This is a genomic window from Coleofasciculus sp. FACHB-542 (assembly GCF_014695825.1).
Classification (GTDB): domain Bacteria; phylum Cyanobacteriota; class Cyanobacteriia; order Cyanobacteriales; family FACHB-T130; genus FACHB-T130.
In genome coordinates, this window is the sequence record NZ_JACJPB010000044.1 from 276,677 (window position 1) to 295,267 (window position 18,591).

An 18,591-nucleotide genomic window follows, 5' to 3' on the forward strand; every position below is an offset into this window, starting at 1 on the left:
GATAGGTCTAATACAAATGCTTTCCCTTCCCCAAGAACCCTCTATCGTCCTCGTGGTAGACGACGACAGAATCATGCGTCAGCTACTGTGTCAAGCAATGCAACAGGAAGGATACCAGGTTGTTGAAGCGAGCAATGGAGAGGAGTGCTTGAGTGCTTATGTTCGCTTTCAGCCGCATATTGTCTTGCTCGATGCCATGATGCCGGTAATGGATGGCTTCACTTGCTGCTCCAGGCTACAAGACATCCCTTCATGCGATCGCACTCCCGTATTGATGATTACAGGCCTTGACGACAAAGAATCCGTTGACCGAGCTTTTGAAGTCGGAGCCATTGATTTCGTTACCAAACCTATTCACTGGCCCGTACTGCGTCAGCGGGTGCGGCGTTTAATCCAACAATTTCAACTTTATCAACAACTGGAGGTGGCAAACCGAGACTTGCAGCGACTTGCGACCTTCGACAGTCTGACGGGACTGGCAAACCGCCGTCGATTTGATGAGTATCTTGGTCAAGAGTGGCGGCGAATGTTACGCGAACAACTGCCCCTATCTCTCATCTTCTGCGATATCGATTTTTTCAAAACCTACAACGATACTTACGGGCATCAAGCTGGAGATATTTGTTTACAAACTGTCGCCGGTGCCTTGTTTCGGGTTGTCAAGCGCTCGACAGATTTAGTCGCACGCTATGGCGGCGAAGAGTTTGCAGTAATTTTGCCTAATACCTCTGCTGCGGGTGGGTTGCAAGTCGCAACGGAAATTCGACAGGCTGTGAAATCTTTAGAAATTGTTCATACCAAGTCTGCTGTTAGCCAGTATGTAACGCTGAGTTTGGGTGTTGCTGGCGCGATTCCTTTGCATGACGCCTCGCCAGAAGCGTTACTTAAGGAAGCTGATGAGGCGTTGTATCGGGCAAAAGCAGGGGGACGCGATCGCGTATGCTCCTAGACGCAGCTTCTGGCGATGATGCATCGGTGGATGCAATCAGTCAAGCAGATATAAAGTGTGCGATCGCACGAGTCAAGTTAATATGCACAAATCATCTGAAAAAATTAAAACGGCAAAATCAAATTAGTTATTTTTAATTTTTAATTTCTACAAGAGGTGAGCGGTGAAAAGTCGTAGAGCATTCGTGTCTCTCTTGCTGTTGGTGGCTCTCTTAAGCATCGGTACAGACTCAGTGGCAAAACCTTTGCAGGTTCGACTCAACCGACGGTTGGAAGTCGTGTCCTATGCAGGTAAAGTCACCTATAAACGTAGAGACGCTGCCGGGTCGGTTAGGGTCGGCTTGCACCTTGAGGACGTGGGCGATACTATCACCACGGGCGACGAGTCTAGAGCCGTCCTAGCGGTCGATACCGGCGTTGGCTTTGTGAATATCTCAGAAAATACCACTCTGCAAGTACAACAATTGCAGACAATGCCTAATGGGGGAAGAATTACGCGGCTTCAAGTCACAGGGGGGCAAGCTCGCCTGGAGGTACGACCGTTTACGAATCCTAATTCGCGCTTTGAAATTGAAACACCTGCCGGTTTGAGTGGCGTTCGCGGGACGCAATTTGGTGTGAGCGTCAAACCCAATGGCAAGACGAGCGTTGCCACCCTGGAAGGGAGCGTGGTCGAGGAAGCTCAGGGGCAAGCCGTAGCGGTCAATGCTGGGTTTCGGACTTTAGTCATTCCTGGCGAACCCCCTTCCCAGCCAATTCCTTTAAAAGAAGAGGGTGAATTAGAGATCCGAGTTCTGGCGGCGATAGAGGGCGATCGCGTACGCATTCGCGGTCTAATCGATCCGTTCAATCTGTTGATCGTGGCGTCTACTTTACAGAATGTGGAGCGCACGGGTGAATTTGATATTACAGTACCACTGCCTAAGCAACGGAAAATTCAAGCGGTTGTGGTAACTCCTTTGGGACAACGGCAGGCGTATGAACTGCTGGTTCCGTAAGGTTGCTCGTTAGACTTGCTCAGTGCATTTTATCTGCAACCCTTCTCCCTAAAATCGCCTCGCTTTTGCCAACGCATTTTATGTTCGCAAAAGCGAATTACGCGATCGCTTAAACCTTTCGACAATAATAGAATTTAGAACCTTGGGGCATCTCAACTTACTTTTTTGGATGACCGGGGAGTGTCGTTTTTATTTAAACCCCCGGTAGATTGAGACTCTTTAAAACACCCCTCTTAAACAACAAACTCAAATGCGCTTTGATTGCCCAGCTTCCTGGCATGATTTCCAGGATGAAGCCTCCGTGCTTACGTTCCAGCAACCCCAATCGCATCTAGAACGTCGCCAACTAGAGAAAGCGCTGCGTCAAAAGGTAGGGAAATTGAAGCGATCTTCTAGCACCCTCTCCCAACCTGCCTCGATGTACTTCATCCGAGTGCAGGTGGGTACAAATCAATCGCAAGTTTGGAATGCAGGCACACTCGCAGCCGAAGGCAGGAAAAATAAAGCATTCTTCACGGATGCCAACAAAGCGTGCGGGCTGTATTGGGACAACTTTTTAAAAGTTTTTGCCGATTTATTTACGGGCGCGATCGCTTTATGACGGACATGACTCCTGCTCACCAGGCAGAGGAACGCTATGTCCTAGCCGTTAATGCCGGTCAAGTAGGACTTTGGGACTGGGATCTCCAAACTGGTGAAATGTATCTCACCGCTAGCTGGAAAGCGATGCTGGGCTATCGCGAAGACGAAATTGACAACCGTATAGAGGCTTGGCTCCATCTGGTACATCCGGATCAGCGGGAATGGGTGATGACGGCTGCAAGTATTTATCTCGAAGGGTTGACACCCCAGTATGAAATCGAACATCGGATGATCCACAAGAATGGCAATATCCGGTGGTTTCTCTGTCGGGGGATTGCATTTCGAGATGAGCAAGGCATACCTTATCGTATGGCAGGGTCAATCACTGATATCACCGAGCGCAAGCGAACCGAGGAAGCGCTTCAGGAAAGCGAGTATCGGTATTACACCTTAGCTAAAATGTCGCCGGTAGGGATTTTCCACACAGATGTAGAAGGGAACTGTTTGTATGTCAACGAGCGCTGGCGCGAACTGGCAGGATTGAGCCTGGCGGAAGCACTCGGAGAAGGTTGGACGAGAGCGCTGCATCCCGACGATCGCGATCGCGTCATCAGCGAATGGAAGCAGGCGATAATAGAAAACCGGCGATTTGCCTCAGAGTATCGGTTTGGGCGTGCGGATGGAGTCGTCACCTGGGTGTTTGGTCAGGCGGTGGCGGAACAAGGAGTAGCCGGTGCGACTGTTGGCTTTATTGGCACGCTCACCGATATCACCGAACGCAAGCAGGCGGAGGAGGCACTGCGACTGCAAGTTCTCAGGGAGCAACTGATAGGGGCGATGCTAGAGCGCATCCGTCAGTCTCTCAATCTCAGCGAGATTCTCAACACGACGGTGGCAGAAGTGCGGCAATTTCTAGCCTGCGACCGGGTGATTATTTATCGTTTCGAGGCAGGCTGGCGCGGGGTTGTGGCGGTGGAGTCTGTAGACCCCAATTGGACTTCGATGCTGGGAACTCCCGTCTACGATCCCTGTTTTAAGGAAAAGTACGCCCAGCTGTATCAGCAGAGTCGGGTTCAAGCAATCGCAGATATTTACAACTCAGGACTGGGTCAGTGTCATATCGATGTGCTGGAGCAGTTTCAGGTTAAAGCGAACTTAGTCGTTCCGATTCTGCAAGGGCAACAGTTGTGGGGGTTGCTGATTGCTCATCATTGTTCGCAACCCCGACATTGGCAACCGTGGGAAATCGATCTGCTCTCTTCTTTGGCGATGCAGGTGGGTATTGCGATTCAACAAGGGCAACTCTATGAACAATTGGAGGCAGCTAACCAAAAGTTGCAGCGCCTTGCGACTTTGGACGGTCTGACGGGTCTGCCGAACCGACGCCGGTTTGATGAGTACCTAGATCAGGAGTGGCGGCGTCTGAGACGAGAAAAAGTCCCCCTGTCTCTGATCTTGTGCGATATTGACTTTTTCAAACTCTACAATGACACCTATGGTCATCAAGCCGGGGATACTTGTTTAATTACCGTCGCCAGTGCGATCGCTCAAGCTGTCAAGCGACCAGCGGATTTAGTCGCTCGATACGGGGGCGAAGAATTTGCCGTAATTTTGCCCAACACTACACAAAATGGGGCATTGCAAGTGGCAGAAGAGATTCGAGTGGCAGTGCAAGACTTAAAGATTGCCCATAGCCATTCTTTAGTTAGTCAGTATGTGACGCTGAGTTTGGGCGTTGCGACTACGGTTCCCGACTGCGATACTTCACCAGAAATATTGTTAAAGACAGCGGATGAGGCGCTTTATCAGGCAAAAGCTCTGGGACGCGATCGCGTTAGCCGATGCTGCTCTTAGCCACTCTTCGGGTTAGTGTCTGCGGTTCTTAACAGCTATAACCATCTGGCACTTTCCCGATGACCTGTGATGAGTGAAGTTTAGTCTATTTTTAAAAATATCGTTACAATTATAACTTTTTAAAGTTGTTTTCCCTAATCCAGCCAGCTCCCAAGTTCTTAGCTTTATAGAGAAATTATCTAGGCTTATGGGACTTTACGATTACTTTTTTTTGATGAAAATTATCCTTAAATTTTAGACTGCTAAGACAACAAAATAGTTCCTTGAATCTTTCATAAATTTGTGCCACTTGCCAAACAGTCCACTGGCAGGAAGCCTCTATTTGAGGAAATGCTACTTCAACCCATTGCCAGAGGTAAAAACATTATTCAGGCACTAAAATATTTACTGTTATTTTGGGATTTAAAGAGCTTAAAGCCATTACCTGTAGGGGAATGCTGAGACTTAAAAGCTTTATCAATCCTTGATTTGAGCGGGCGAAAAAATTTTTTATGGATTTCTGGAACCTTTTGCTTTGGCTAACGACTTTGAATGTAACAAAGCAACTGAAAACCAGAGAATTGAAGGAAGTAATTATGAATCGCGCTCTCAAATCCGTAGCTAAGATTTCCGTACTATCTGCACTAGCGATCGCTCCTGTTTTAATGTCTAGTTTGGATGCTTCTGCAAAACCCACTGGAACACGAGCAAATTATGTCGGAGTTGGTGGTTCTGCTAGCGTTACAAATGGCGGACAAGATGGCGATGCTGCCGCAGTCGGCGGTGTGATTCAAGGCCGCTATGCGGTTCCCAAGACGCCAGTTTCTATTAGAGGTTCCGTGCAGTTCACCAATGAAACCAGCACTATCATTCCGATGGTTACTTATGATGTGCCTGTTACCAATAAAGCTAACTTCTACGTTGGTGGTGGCTACGGTTTGCATGAATCGGAAGGCAAACCATCTACCTTCGGCAACCGCAATGCGCCTGTAGTCACGGCTGGCGTCGAAGCAGAAGTTGCCAAGAACGTTGTAGTCTTCAGCGATGCCAAACTGGGAATCAAGCCTTACGAAAACAGTCCTGCTTCTTCTGTTAGCGTCCAGCTAGGAGTCGGCTACGGATTCTAAGATTAACGCTCTCTCTATCGTTCTTGGCGGTGTTTGGTTCGAGATATTTTGACTTAACTGACTTCTAACAAAGTGGGACAGGTTAATAAAGCCTGTCCCACTTTGTTTTTATAGCGGTTCTCACTTGGGTTTGATACACCGCACAGTAGGTAGCTATGCTAACCTACCGATGGAGCTGATTCAATGGACGGCTTAAGATTGCTAGGCTCAAAAATCGGGTTAGGCGCGAAGACTCGACGCTCTTACTTGCATCACTGCATCCCTGCATCACGGTGTGGCGAACCGAAGGGCGTCCTCTGGGGATATCCCTTTCTGCAAGAATTGTTAAAATCTAGGGATTTTCTCACCTATCGCTAAAGATTAAGAATGGTGATAGTACCATGAATGTATACGCCGTAATCCCGATAGATTTTCCGGTGATCCAGTTCAACCGTTCAGCCCCTTAGTTTCCGATGGTTAAATCTCCGATTTCCCCAGTCCAAAAGCTTTCTAAAGTAGAAGGACTCAAAGAACGCAGCAACTTTTTACGCGAACCTGTGGCAACTGAGCTACTGGAAGACACCAACAGCTTCACAGAAGATGCCACCCAGATTCTCAAATTTCACGGATCGTACCAGCAGGATAACCGGGACAACCGGGTGAAGGGTCAGGAAAAAGATTACCAGTTCATGCTGCGTACCCGTAATCCGGGGGGCTTCATTCCACCACAACTGTATCTGACCTTAGACCGACTGGCTGAGGAATATGGCAATGGAACGCTACGCGCTACGACTCGCCAGGGTTTTCAGCTGCATGGAATTTTAAAGAAAAATCTCAAAGCATCCATCGCTGCCATCATTAAAAACATGGGGTCAACGCTGGGAGCCTGCGGCGACCTCAACCGCAATGTGATGACGCCCCCAGCGCCTTATAAAAATCGCCGGGACTACGAATATACCTGGGAGTATGCCAACAATATTGCTGACCTACTGGCACCGCAAACAGGTGCATATTATGAAATTTGGCTGGATGGCGAAAAGTCCATTAGCGCGGAAGAAAACCCAGAGGTAAAGGCGGCGCGGCAACGCAACAGCAACGGCACCGTCGTTCACGGGAAAGAAGAACCGCTATATGGCGATCGCTATATGCCCCGGAAATTTAAGTGTGCCGTAACGGTACCAGGGGATAATTCGGTTGACCTCTATTCCCAAGATGTCAGCTTGGTGGTGATTACCAACACCGAGGGAGAACTAGAGGGATTTAATGTCTTTGCGGGTGGTGGTTTAGGACGCACTCACAACAAAGAAGAGACATTTCCCCGGATGGCAGATCCCATCGGGTATGTAGAGAAACAAGATATCTACGATCTGATCAAAGCGATTGTCGCCACTCAAAGAGATTATGGCGATCGCACTAACCGCCGTCATGCGCGGATGAAATACCTAATCGAAGATTGGGGCGTCGAGAAGTTCCGCGCCAAAGTCGAAGAATACTTTGGCAAACCGCTGGCAGCTTTTAAAGAGTTACCGCCCTTTAAATACAAAGATTTCTTGGGATGGAACGAACAAGGCGACGGCAAGCTGTTTCTGGGAATTCCGATTGAAAATGGTCGGGTAAAGGACGAAGGTAACTTCAAGCTAAGAACTGCACTGCGGGAAATCGTGCAGAAGTTCTCGCTACCGATTCGCCTGACACCCAACCAAAACTTGCTGTTTTACGAAATTGACCCGGCGCAAAAAACCGAAATTCAGCAGATTCTTGACCGCTGTGGCGTTCAGGCAGACCCCAATCAACTTGACCCGTTGGTGCGCTATTCAATGGCTTGCCCCGCCATGCCGACTTGCGGCTTGGCGATTACCGAATCGGAACGGATCATGCCGGATCTCTTGAATCGGGTTCGGGCGCTGCTGAAAAAAGTGGGATTGGAAAACGAACACTTTATCGTGCGGATGACGGGTTGCCCGAATGGTTGCGCTCGTCCCTATCTGGCAGAATTAGGATTTGTCGGGAGTGCGGCTGAATCTTATCAGATTTGGCTAGGGGCTTCACGCGACCAAACGCGACTCTCTAGAGCCTATATGGATCGGCTGCACATTAACGAGCTAGAAACCGAATTAGAGCCGATTTTCGTTTACTTCAAGCAGTCGCGGCAACCCCAAGAAGGTTTTGGGGATTTCTGCGATCGCGTTGGTTTTGATGCGATTCGTCAATTTACAGTTGACTATGAGTCAGAAGCAGTCTCTCCTCAGTCAGATACCGGGTTGATTAATGAGGTGGTGCTGCCAGAAGAATCAGAAATTGCAGTTGCAGCTAAAATCCGTCGTCGGATCAATGTCCGGGATGATGTTTACAGCCGCTTGAAAGCAGAAGCAGCCCGTCAGGGTAAGCCCATGACTCAATTGGCAACTGAGGTAATCGAAGCTTTCTTACAGGCGAATCAAAAGCCTAACGAGTAATCCGGCTGGCGACTCAGTAATCTTAAAGTCTGGTTGATTCCCCTAATTTCCCAGAACCCCAACCCTTTCCTGCTTGCGGGGAGGGGTTCTTTATATGATGGGCAAGTAGACGGATTTGAAATGAGTCTTCAATCATTCAACTCAGCCGTAACAAAACGCCCGGAGAGACTCTACCTCCGAGTTACATCTAGGGATTGATGGATCTAGTAGCAGAAAATACCAAAATTTCAACATCAAGGATTAAAAAATCAATTCTGCATTTGTGGATTCGCGATGCAGATATGGCAATCGGAGGGAAAAATGACTGTAGCTGAAAATAAGCGTGCTGTGGGGGTATTTTCTAATCGTCAAGATGCAGAAACTGCACTCGATGAAGTTAACAAAGCTGGCTTCCCAATAGATAGGGTTTCGGTAATTACCACACAAGCAAAACCTGACGATCAACTTGCCGGTGCGAATATGAGCGATCGCATTGGTGATGAAGCTAGCGTCACTGCTGCCACAAAAGCCAACGCAAATACTAACGTTGGGCTGTTTGGCGGCATATTCACCAGTCTTAGCACTTTAGCCGTTCCTGGTGTGGGGGCTGTAATGGCAGCGGGTGGTCTGGGCTTGACACTAGCCGGTACGATTGCTGGTGTTGGGATTGGAACAGCGGCAACGAATCGCCTGATTGAGGCATTAACCGATCTCGGCATTCATGAAGATGACGCTAAAGTTTATAGCGATCGCCTGTTCTACAATTACTATTTGGTAATTGTGGATGGAACAGACGAGGAAATCGCCAAAGTTGAAGGAGTTTTTCGCGAGCGGGGAATTCAGGATTGGGCTGTTTATAACCGACCCAACGATTCACCTGTCTTGTCCTAAATTTCCAAGAATACCAAGATCCAATTTTCACCAAGTTAGGTGAATCTAGATTTGAGAAAGTTTCACTAAACTTTTCTCAAATCTATTTTGTCCTTACTTTTTTGTTGATCGGTAGTGGGGAATTGTGCCCTAACTTTCCCCCTAAACTGATTGCTCAATCAATTCCTACGATGGTTGCGGTGATTGTTGGATCGGAATCTCGATCGCAAATTCTGCTCCTTGTCCGGGTGCCGAAATGCACCGCAACTGTCCCCCATGTGTCTCTGTCACTATCTGATAGCTAATCGCTAATCCCATCCCGGTTCCCTTTCCAACCGCCTTGGTGGTGAAGAAGGGGTCAAATAACCGTTGCTGAATATCTTCAGCAATCCCCGCTCCATTATCTGCAATCCGAATCGCAATTTGTTTTGATGCCAAAACTTGCGTGCGAATTGTAATTCGACCGGGGTTGGCTTGCCGGTCTTGATAGCTACGCTTGAAGTTAAACTCCTCTATAGCATCAATCGCATTGCTGAGGAGGTTCATAAATACCTGGTTGAGTTGTCCGGCATGGCACTCAATTTTAGGTAACTGACCATACTCCTTGACAACTTCAATGGCTGGATGATCTGGCTTCGCCTTAAGACGGTTTTGCAAAAGCATCAGCGTGCTATCAATGCCCTGGTGAATATCCACATCCTTGACTTCTGATTCATCCAAACGGGAGAACACGCGCAGCGAGTAAACAATATCACGAATACGCTGAGCGCCAACTTGCATCGAGGCAAGGAGTTTGGATAAATCTTCTTTGAGAAATTCCAGTTCCATGTCCTCTGCTTTGTCTTGAATCTGGGGCGTGGGCTGAGGATACTGCTCTTGGTACAGCTGAATCAACTCTAGTAAATCTTGGATGTAAGAGCTGGCATGAGTGAGATTGCCGTAGATAAAGTTGACTGGATTATTGATTTCGTGGGCAATGCCTGCCACCATCTGACCCAAACTAGACATTTTCTCGCTCTGCACCAGATGGAGTTGGGTCTGGTTAAGTTTGCTCAGCGTTTGGTTGAGCAGTGTAATCTGTTGTTGGGTTTGGTTGTAAAGCTGAGCCTGAGTAATGGCAACTGCTAACTGATCGACAACTGCTTTGAGTAATTCCCGATCTAGTGGACTTAGGGAATGAGCGTGCAACCCAATGAGATAGCCGCAGCAGCCATCTAAAAGCGGGATAGGGAGTGCAAGGTAGGCGTGAGCTTTCAACTCTAGAGGTGTTTGCTCTAACTCAGCATCAACAAACAACAGATGAAGTGCTTCTGTCTGCTGTAGACAAGCTGCTATGTCTATACACGAATTGGACTGAAACTTTCTTGGCTGAATCGTCAATGTTTGGGCGTGAGAGTCGCCAACCAGCTCAAGGGTTTGGGATTGGGGATCGTACCAGCCAAACAGCACTCTATCAAGCTGTGTTAAGGTTGCCAGTTCTGTAACCGTCGTCTGAACAATGGTTTGTAGCTCTAAAGATTCTCGAATGCGACGCACCAAACGGTTGAGTAGAGCTTCCTGTTCGGCACGAGTGCGAGTTTGCTCAAACAGCTGCACCTGTCGCCATGCACCCATTAGGGCAATCAGCAACAATCCGCCTAAAACGGTCGCTAGGAGGTTGAGTGCGCCTAAGTTAGATTCGATATTCTGGCGAGGAATAACCAGTGCAATTGACCAATCCGCTTCTTTTAGGGGTACGTAGGCAACGTAGTTCCAGCTGTCATTGACTCGTATTAGTTTAATCCCTGCTTGTTTGGCAACCATTGACTGGGCGATCGCTGCCAGAGCCGGATTGGAAGATTGTAAGAAGCTGGGTGCCTGACGCTCTGCGGAGCCAATCATCTTGGGGTCAGGATGGGCAATCGCTACCCCTTGTGAGTTGAGTGCAAACGCATAGCTGCCAACTCCCTGCTCAAGACTGCTCACTACCTGAATCACTCGGTCAACTTTGATTGCTCCAGCCATTGCTCCCAGCACTTGAGTACCTGGAATCCCCCTAATTGGAGCGCTGATATTGATTTGTAAGAGTCCTGTGGTGCGACTGACTACGGGATTCGCGGCACTGACTTGCCCTGACATTGCCTTGATAAACCATTCCCGGTCTTTAATATTTTTGCGATGAGGACCGACGCTGGTATTCGCACCCCAACCCTCGGAGTTGACAATTGACAGCTGGTGAATTTCTTTAAACCGTTGCAATTCCGACTTTAAATAAGGCTGAGCGACTGACCAATCTATAGAGCGCACGAGGGGACTGTTCGCCAGCATCTCTACCTCAGTCTTCCGATTAGATAGCCACTGGTCAATCTCATCTCGTCCCTGCTGGACTTTCAGTAAGGCTTGTTGCTGGAGGTTCTCCAGAATCAGTCCCCGCACAACCTGATAGCTAACTACAGCGATCGCACTCACCCCCAAAGTTGACCCTGCCAGTATGGATAAAACAATTAGGTCACGAGGTTGCCATCTTTGCTTGTAGCGATGCTGCTTTTTTGGCAGCCTTGACCAAAACGCTTTAGAAAAATTGAATTTCCCCAATTTGGGAAATGCTTCCCGGCTACTTTTTTGGCTAGCTGAGTTAGCCTGGTTGTTTAGGATGGACACTCTTACTGCTACCTGCTATCGACTTGAGAAATAGGAGATTTCCAAGGAATTTAAGATTGCAAAAGTTGAAAGAGTTCAATGTTATGCTCCACAATCAGCTAGTTTTCTCTAAGAATCATATGGAGATGTTCTGCTCTCGCAACTCTTTTACCTGTAAATTTAGATACTACCATCGGATAATTGAACCAGCATTGGCACAATTGCTGAATCTTCATCCTGTTAAAAGTCTCAAGTTTAAAGGTCAATTGAATAAATTCGATTCTTCCTCAAGTCGCGAGCAATGAGCGTGTCGAGGGAACTCAAGCTCAGTGCGGCTTAGGGTTAACAATGGATTCGCAAGTTAAGCTCGCATCTTTTCCCTTTTCGGGCAGGGCATTGGGAAAGGATACCTATATTTTCCAGCTTTACAGATATATCGCACATTCTGCACCCCCTACTGTCACAATCGGTTATTTCGGTTTTTTTATCTAACAAAGGTGATTTCTTATACAAAAAAATGTAAATATGTTTTGCGATCGCAAGCCCAAAATTTTTAAATGTCGAAAATTCGGAGTATGGCAGTTTAGGTTGTGGAATGGGGGTTAAATCAGCGTGCAGATAGCGGCTGGTTATGCAAGCAGCATTCTTCCGATCCAGGGTCGCCTGCATTAGATGGTACGGGGAGAGATCGCCTGTGAAAATTGACCTGTTCAAAGACAGTTACTTAGTGATAAAAATCCTTTCTGTCAATGACTAGGAGGGGAAGAGAATGAAGAGAAACTAGCCCCATTCTGGCTAATAGATGGAAGGATATCGCACCGGCTATCGTTCAATTTTACGCATTAAGATAGAGGGATTTGTGCCCAAGAACCACACTTGAACAGCTAGAGGTGGCGGGGTTAGTCCGCGAGACTCGCCCGCGGCTTGAACTTTCACAGGAAAAGTTCGCAACGCTACTTGGGGTATCGTTCCATAGTGTGAATCGATGGGAAAACAAACAAACGTGCCCCTTACCACTCGGTTGGAAGCAGATTGAAACACTGCTGCAATCATAATGGGGGAACAGGTCGAAGACGACTAGCCAGGTATTTCGAGGAGCAGGAGTTGCGCCAGTGACATTTGCAGACAAAGGAAGGGCTGCTGACAGCATTTTTGTTACAGGCGGCGAAATGGGGAATTTGATGCGATCGCTCGATTGGTCGCAGACTCCCTTAGGAGATGTAACCTACTGGCCCCAAAGTTTGCGGAGCGCTGTCAGCATTTTGCTGCCTTCAAAAGCTCAGATTTGCCTGTTCTGGGGAACTGAATTGATCGCGCTCTACAACGATGCTTATCGCCCTGCTTTGGCATCGAAGCATCCTTGGGCGCTGGGTCGCCCCGCCCGTGAGCTGTGGAGCGAAGTTTGGGACGCGCTCAAACCCTTGCTTGAGGGAGTTGTCACGACTGGAGAAGCCTTCTGGGCGCGAGATTATTTGTTCTTTCTCAATCGCTACGGGTACAGCGAGGAAACTTACTTTGATGTCTCGTATGACCCCGTGCGGGATGAGAGCGGGGAAGTCGGCGGCATTTTTTGCATCGTTAGCGAGACAACCGGGCGAGTTCTGGGCGATCGCCGCTTACAAACTTTGGGACGGCTGGCGAACGAAACGGCTCAAGCCAAGACGGTTGAAGCTGCCTGTCGAACTGCAATTCAGGCTTTAGCAACCAATGCTCACGATATTCCGTTTGCTCTGCTCTATCGAGTGGAGGCAGATGGCAAGCAAGCCACGCTGGTTGAAACGGCTGGATTCGAGGCGAAAACCTCAGCAACGCCCACGAGCGTAGACCTGACTCAAGCCAATGACAACTGGGGATTGGGACAGATTTATCAAACTGGGCAAGCAGTCATTGTTGATGTAGCAACTCGATTCGGGAGATTACCAAGGGGAGCCTGGGAGAAGTCGCCTACTGCTGCCTGGGTTGTGCCGCTGACCCAATCGGGACAACCTCAGATTTCTGGCTTTTTGGTGTTGGGAATCAATCCCCATCGAGCCTTTGAGAATGAGTACCGAGAATTTTTTGATTTAGTGGCAGGCAATGTCACGAATGCGATCGCGAATGCCCGTGCGTTTGAAGAAGAACGCCAGCGAGTGGAAGCACTGGCAGAACTGGATCGCGCCAAAACGTCCTTCTTCAACAATATCAGCCACGAATTCCGTACTCCCCTGACGCTGATGCTATCGCCGCTAGAGCAGACGCTAGCCGAATTAAAGGGAAACATTCCGACCAAAGCGCGATCGCAACTCGAACTGGTGCAGCGCAACGGGAAGCGCTTGCTGAAGCTCGTCAATACCCTGCTCGATTTTTCGCGCATTGAAGCCGGACGCACTCAGGCAAACTACCAGCCAACCGATTTGGCAACCTATACGGCTGAATTAGCGAGTCTATTTCGTTCTACCGTTGAGCAAGCGGGACTGCAACTTACGGTTGATTGTCCTCCCTTGCCAGAACCGATTTATGTAGATCGGGATATGTGGGAGAAGATTGTGTTGAATCTGCTCTCGAATGCCTTTAAGTTCACGTTTGAAGGAGAAATTGCGGTGGTTCTGCGTCCGGTCGGAGACCATGTGGAACTGATGGTGCGCGACACGGGGACGGGTATCCCAGCCGCCGAGCTTCCCAAACTGTTTGAGCGGTTTCATCGCGTTGAGGGCGCACGGGGACGCACCTTTGAAGGTACAGGAATCGGGCTATCGTTGGTGCAGGAACTCGTGGATTTGCAAGGTGGAGCGATCGCTGTTGACAGTACGCTGGGTCGGGGCAGTACCTTCACTGTGCGGCTGCCAATGGGAACGGCTCATTTGCCGAGTGATGACATTCACGCCAGCCGCGCCCAAGCCTCCACCGCTTTTGGTGCAATTCCTTATGTTGAAGAAGCTTTAGGTTGGCTACCCGAAGAAAATGCAGCGCCGAGGTTGCAGACCGCAGAAAACGCTCAACGAACCTCAGATGCTCCAATCTCGACAGCTACCGCCCGGATTCTGCTAGTCGATGATAACGCCGATATGCGCGACTATCTGCACCGCCTCCTCAGCCAGTTTTATCAGGTGGAAATGGCGAAAGATGGCGAAACCGCTCTAACTGCCGTATATAATCGTGTGCCTGACCTGATCCTCAGCGATGTGATGATGCCAGGAATGGATGGTTTTGAGTTGCTCAGGCGGTTAAGAGCTGATGCCAAAACTCGCGAAATTCCATTTTTGCTGCTATCTGCTCGCGCCGGAGAAGAATCGGCAATTGAAGGACTGGAAGCTGGAGCCGATGATTATCTGGTGAAGCCCTTTAGCACCCGCGAATTGCTTGCCCGCGTTGCTGCCAATATAGAACTTGGGCGATCGCGCCAAGCAGCTAGTCAGCAGCGCTTTCGCTTCCTGGCTGAATCTATTCCCCAAATGGTTTGGACGGCTGATGCCAGCGGTTGGGTAGATTATTACAGCCCCGGCTGGTTTGACTACACCGGATTGACGTTGGAGCAAATCCAGGGGAGCGGTTGGCAAAACACACTCCATCCAGACGATCGGCTCCGGACTATTGAGGCGTGGACTCAATCCACTGAAATGGGCACAAACTACGATATCGAACATCGTTTGAGAAGGGCAGATGGAATTTATTGTTGGCATCTCACCCGCGCCCTACCCATGCGCGACGAAAACGGTCAAGTCATTCGCTGGTTTGGTACCTGCACGGATATTACCGAGCGCAAACAAGCAGAAGAAGCTTTGCGAGAAAGTGAGGAGCTAAAGCAAAGCATTCTAGAGAGCAGTACTGACTGCATCAAAGTCTTAGCGTTGAACGGTGAAATTCTCTACATCAATCCTGGTGGGCTGTGTCTTTTAGAAATCGACGAGCCGAAATCTATCCTTTATCGCGTCTGGGCTGATTTGTGGGAGAGCGAAGATTATGAAAAAGCCCAAGCTGCGATCGCCGTTGCCACAATTGGCAACATTGGTCAATTTCAAGGCTATCTCCCCACTACCAAGGGCACGCCGAAATGGTGGGATACCCTGATTACGCCAGTGCGAGATGCCCAGGGACAGGTGGTGCAACTGCTTGCTATTTCACGGGATATTACGGAAGCGAAGCGCATTGAAGCCGAACGCCAACAAGCTGAACTAGCGCTGAGAGAAGCCCATGTGCAGTTAGAATCTGCTTTGGCAGCGGGAGCCGTCTACACTTGGCGCTGGAGTATTCCCGGCGATCGCGTCAGGGTCAATGCTGCGTTTGCTCGCCTGTTTGCTGTAGACCCGGTGAGTGCGACATCAGAAGGCTTGCCGATCGAGTTCTTTATCAACTCCATGCACGAGGAAGACCGTCCTCGCGTTTCAGTTGCAATTGAGCAGGCGATCCACACAGGTGAGGAATATGCTGCTGAGTACCGCGTTCGGACTGTCAGTGGTGAGGAACGTTGGCTAACGGCACGGGGTCGAGTTGAGTATGATGCAGCGGGGAAACCTGTTTCTTTTCCTGGCGCACTCGTCGATATTACCGAGCGCAAACAAGCAGAAGTGGCCTTGCGCCAATCAGAGGAACGCTATCGAACGCTGTTTGAGTCCATTGACGAAGGCTTTTGCCTCATCGAAATGCAGTTTGATGCAAATAACAAGCCGATCGATTACCGCTTTTTGGAGACTAATCCGGCGTTTGGCAAACAAACGGGACTCGAACAGGCAGCGGGCAAAACGGCGCGTCAGCTCATTCCAAATCTTGAAAAGCACTGGTACGAGATTTACGGCAAAGTCGCCCTAACAGGTGAATCCATTCGCTTCGAGAATGGTTCCCAAGTGATGAACCGTTGGTTCGATGTTTATGCGTTCCGCGTTGGGCAGCCGGAGAGCCGAAAAGTTGCCGTACTGTTCAAAGATATTAGCGATCGCAAGCGTAGTGAAATCGAACGAGAACAAATTCTGCAACGAGAACAAGCCGCACGGGAAGCTGCCGAACAGGCAAATCGCATTAAAGATGAGTTTCTAGCCGTACTGTCTCACGAGTTGCGATCGCCTCTCAACCCGATCTTGGGCTGGTCTCAGCTACTGCAAAACCGCAAGATGGATCAAGTGCGAACGACTTATGCCCTACAGATCATCGAACGCAATGCCAAACTGCAAGTTCAGCTCATTGATGATTTGCTCGATGTTTCTCGAATTCTCCAAGGCAAACTCAGCCTCAATGTCGATCCGGTCAATTTAGCAACCACCATCACCGCCGCACTGGAAACCGTGCAGTTAGCCGCCGCCGCCAAATCGATTCAAATTCAAACAATCCTGGAACCCGAGGTTGGGCAAGTTTTAGGCGATTCAGGTCGGTTGCAGCAAGTCATTTGGAACTTGTTATCCAACGCCGTCAAGTTTACCCCGTCAGGAGGACGAGTTGAAATTCGCTTAGAGCAGATTGAGGCTGAAGCTCAAATTACGGTCAGCGACACGGGTAAAGGGATTCTCCCCCAATTTCTGCCCCATGTCTTTGAATACTTTCGCCAAGCTGATAGCGCCACGACTCGACAATTTGGTGGATTAGGATTGGGCTTAGCGATCGTCCGTCAAATCGTTGAATTACACGGTGGCAGTGTTCGTGCAGATAGCGCTGGGGAAGGGCAGGGAGCCACTTTTACGGTGAAATTTCCGTTGATGTCGCAGCACTCAACCATTCCTCAAATCGTTCGCGAGTCCAAATCTCTCTCAGGCTTGCAAGGTATCAAAGTGTTAGTGGTAGATGACACGACAGATATGCGCGAGTATGTCGCCTTTGTCTTAGAACAGGAAGGGGCAGAGGTTGTGGCTGTCGGTTCAGCAGCGGAAGCTCTTGCCACGTTAGCTCAGTTTCAACCAGCAGTGCTGGTGAGTGACATTGGGATGCCCGAAATGGATGGGTATATGCTGTTGCGGCAAGTGAGACGGTTGCCCGCAGAGCAAGGTGGTGAGATTCCGGCGATCGCTCTGACGGCGTATGTGGGGGAACTAAATCAACAACAAGCGATCGCTGCCGGATTCCAGCGGCACCTTTCTAAGCCGATCGAGTCAGCCACGTTAATTGCAGCGATCGTCGATCTCATCAAGAATGCAAATTAAGACTGCTTGCTTAGTGGTTCAATACTGCCCTTTCTGGGCTTTTTGGTGAGGGATTAGGAGTGAAGTTTCAAATGTATTTCACTCAAGCGACTGCTATCGCAATCCTATTTAAGTTGTGAGCCAGTCCTTCCGATCCCCGACTTCGAGATAGAAGTCGGGGATCTCAGCTTTAGGAATTATTTAGGAGTGCTATATATATTTTCTTTTTTCTGGACAAGGGTAGCAGCGGATTGTGGATATTAGAGGTCGGTAAAGTTTGTTGCAACAGGTTTTCTAGGAACGTGGGCGTGTAAAGTGCCGGTTTAAAGACGAGGGGGGAAAATCAAAATTTTCTTCTATTTTTGTTTTATTTAGGCGATGATTCGCACTCTTTAAAGCTTCCTTTGTCGGGGGGTGAGTGCAGGTGTCTTAGAAACCTCTTGCCAAGAGCTTAATCTGGTTTACCCAGGTTAAACACCTGCTAAAATTTTTTGCCCCCCGGAGTCCGGATACCGTACCAGGAGATGATCCCCAGGATAGATGAACAAAACCTATGTTCAGTTCTATCTTTATTTATCAGAGCGGTCAACACGCTTAATATTCGGTCTTAGGGCATTAGCATCTCGCAACCAAAAAGTTTCATTAACCACATCTTTTTTTAAGGTTCGGGAAGCTCAAAGTTAATTTATTTTTTCAGATTGTGTTCGCCTATACATTCGCTTGAGTGACCAAGGCTTCAGGGGTGTACTTTTTGTGAATAAGGAGTTTAATAAAATGCGAATGAATACTTGCCATTGTTGCGGCAGTCCTCTTCTACGTCATGCGCGGCAAAATGGGGTTTATTGGTTTTGTACTTCATGCCGACAAGAAATGCTGCCTGTAGCCCTGGATCAAACACTTCCACTTCATCAAGCGGTTCAGGGAGCGCGATCGCTTTCTCTGAAACTGGTGAAACCATAAAACAGTTCCCTTCCCTTATTTGGGAAGGAAAAAATACCTAACTGTTAGAGCTGATTTATAAAGAGAATCTAAAATCCCTCTGGATAGGCATCAAGCAAATCTTAGGCTAGATTCAGTTGAGTAGTTGCACTGCTGATGACTCGTTTGCCAGAAATCG

12 protein-coding genes are annotated in these 18,591 nt (G+C 48.7%); 11 read left to right on the plus strand and 1 reads right to left on the minus strand.

What is annotated here, in order from left to right; all coding sequences use genetic code 11:
- The first annotated feature begins 16 nt into the window (after positions 1–16).
- The 8 genes from H6F52_RS17990 (at position 17) to H6F52_RS18025 (ending at position 8,793) form a co-directional block, all read left to right on the plus strand.
- On the plus strand, positions 17–949 hold the full coding sequence (locus tag H6F52_RS17990) for a PleD family two-component system response regulator (RefSeq protein ID WP_190536288.1): 933 nt from the start codon (positions 17–19) through the stop codon (positions 947–949).
- Between the two features lie 163 nt (positions 950–1,112).
- Complete coding sequence (locus tag H6F52_RS17995; protein ID WP_199300610.1) at positions 1,113–1,946, plus strand: FecR family protein; 834 nt, start codon at positions 1,113–1,115, stop codon at positions 1,944–1,946.
- 250 nt (positions 1,947–2,196) lie between these two features.
- Positions 2,197–2,547 carry a hypothetical protein gene (locus H6F52_RS18000; protein WP_190536289.1) on the plus strand — a complete coding sequence of 117 codons (351 nt, stop codon included), beginning with the start codon at positions 2,197–2,199 and terminating at the stop codon, positions 2,545–2,547.
- On the plus strand, positions 2,544–4,382 hold the full coding sequence (locus H6F52_RS18005; RefSeq protein WP_206754039.1) for a diguanylate cyclase: 1,839 nt from the start codon (positions 2,544–2,546) through the stop codon (positions 4,380–4,382). Before H6F52_RS18000 ends, H6F52_RS18005 begins: the two co-directional genes overlap by 4 nt.
- A 575-nt stretch (positions 4,383–4,957) precedes the next feature.
- Positions 4,958–5,488: an outer membrane beta-barrel protein gene (locus H6F52_RS18010; protein ID WP_190412883.1), complete on the plus strand. Its 531-nt coding sequence runs from the start codon at positions 4,958–4,960 to the stop codon at positions 5,486–5,488.
- A gap of 183 nt (positions 5,489–5,671) precedes the next feature.
- Complete coding sequence (locus H6F52_RS18015) at positions 5,672–5,845, plus strand: hypothetical protein (RefSeq protein ID WP_190528492.1); 174 nt, start codon at positions 5,672–5,674, stop codon at positions 5,843–5,845.
- 95 nt (positions 5,846–5,940) lie between these two features.
- Positions 5,941–7,923 (plus strand): sulfite reductase, ferredoxin dependent, encoded by a 1,983-nt coding sequence (gene sir, locus H6F52_RS18020; RefSeq protein ID WP_190536291.1) that lies wholly within the window; start codon positions 5,941–5,943, stop codon positions 7,921–7,923.
- 300 nt (positions 7,924–8,223) lie between these two features.
- Positions 8,224–8,793, plus strand: coding sequence for a general stress protein (locus H6F52_RS18025; RefSeq protein WP_190528488.1), 570 nt, complete (start codon positions 8,224–8,226; stop codon positions 8,791–8,793).
- A 165-nt stretch (positions 8,794–8,958) separates the two neighbouring features.
- Here the strand turns inward: H6F52_RS18025 and H6F52_RS18030 are convergent, their stop codons facing one another.
- Positions 8,959–11,412, minus strand: a complete 2,454-nt coding sequence (locus H6F52_RS18030) for an ATP-binding protein (protein ID WP_347276227.1) — start codon at positions 11,410–11,412, stop codon at positions 8,959–8,961.
- A gap of 869 nt (positions 11,413–12,281) precedes the next feature.
- Here H6F52_RS18030 and H6F52_RS18035 point away from each other — a divergent pair.
- From H6F52_RS18035 to H6F52_RS26480, 3 genes are all read left to right on the plus strand, one after another.
- On the plus strand, positions 12,282–12,446 hold the full coding sequence (locus H6F52_RS18035; RefSeq protein WP_347276228.1) for a helix-turn-helix domain-containing protein: 165 nt from the start codon (positions 12,282–12,284) through the stop codon (positions 12,444–12,446).
- A 114-nt stretch (positions 12,447–12,560) separates the two neighbouring features.
- Entirely contained in the window at positions 12,561–17,495 is a 4,935-nt protein-coding gene (locus H6F52_RS18040) for an ATP-binding protein (RefSeq protein WP_199300624.1), read from the plus strand.
- 759 nt (positions 17,496–18,254) lie between these two features.
- Positions 18,255–18,434: a hypothetical protein gene (locus H6F52_RS26480; RefSeq protein WP_347275937.1), complete on the plus strand. Its 180-nt coding sequence runs from the start codon at positions 18,255–18,257 to the stop codon at positions 18,432–18,434.
- Positions 18,435–18,591: the final 157 nt, after the last annotated feature.

Coding starts and splice junctions, on each gene's coding strand:
- H6F52_RS17990 (WP_190536288.1), top strand. CDS start 17: ATGCTTTCCCTTCCCCAAGAACCCTCTATCGTCCTCGTGGTAGACGAC.
- H6F52_RS18000 (WP_190536289.1), top strand. CDS start 2,197: ATGCGCTTTGATTGCCCAGCTTCCTGGCATGATTTCCAGGATGAAGCC.
- H6F52_RS18005 (WP_206754039.1), top strand. CDS start 2,544: ATGACGGACATGACTCCTGCTCACCAGGCAGAGGAACGCTATGTCCTA.
- H6F52_RS18010 (WP_190412883.1), top strand. CDS start 4,958: ATGAATCGCGCTCTCAAATCCGTAGCTAAGATTTCCGTACTATCTGCA.
- H6F52_RS18015 (WP_190528492.1), top strand. CDS start 5,672: ATGGACGGCTTAAGATTGCTAGGCTCAAAAATCGGGTTAGGCGCGAAG.
- sir (WP_190536291.1), top strand. CDS start 5,941: ATGGTTAAATCTCCGATTTCCCCAGTCCAAAAGCTTTCTAAAGTAGAA.
- H6F52_RS18025 (WP_190528488.1), top strand. CDS start 8,224: ATGACTGTAGCTGAAAATAAGCGTGCTGTGGGGGTATTTTCTAATCGT.
- H6F52_RS18040 (WP_199300624.1), top strand. CDS start 12,561: ATGGGGAATTTGATGCGATCGCTCGATTGGTCGCAGACTCCCTTAGGA.
- H6F52_RS26480 (WP_347275937.1), top strand. CDS start 18,255: ATGAATACTTGCCATTGTTGCGGCAGTCCTCTTCTACGTCATGCGCGG.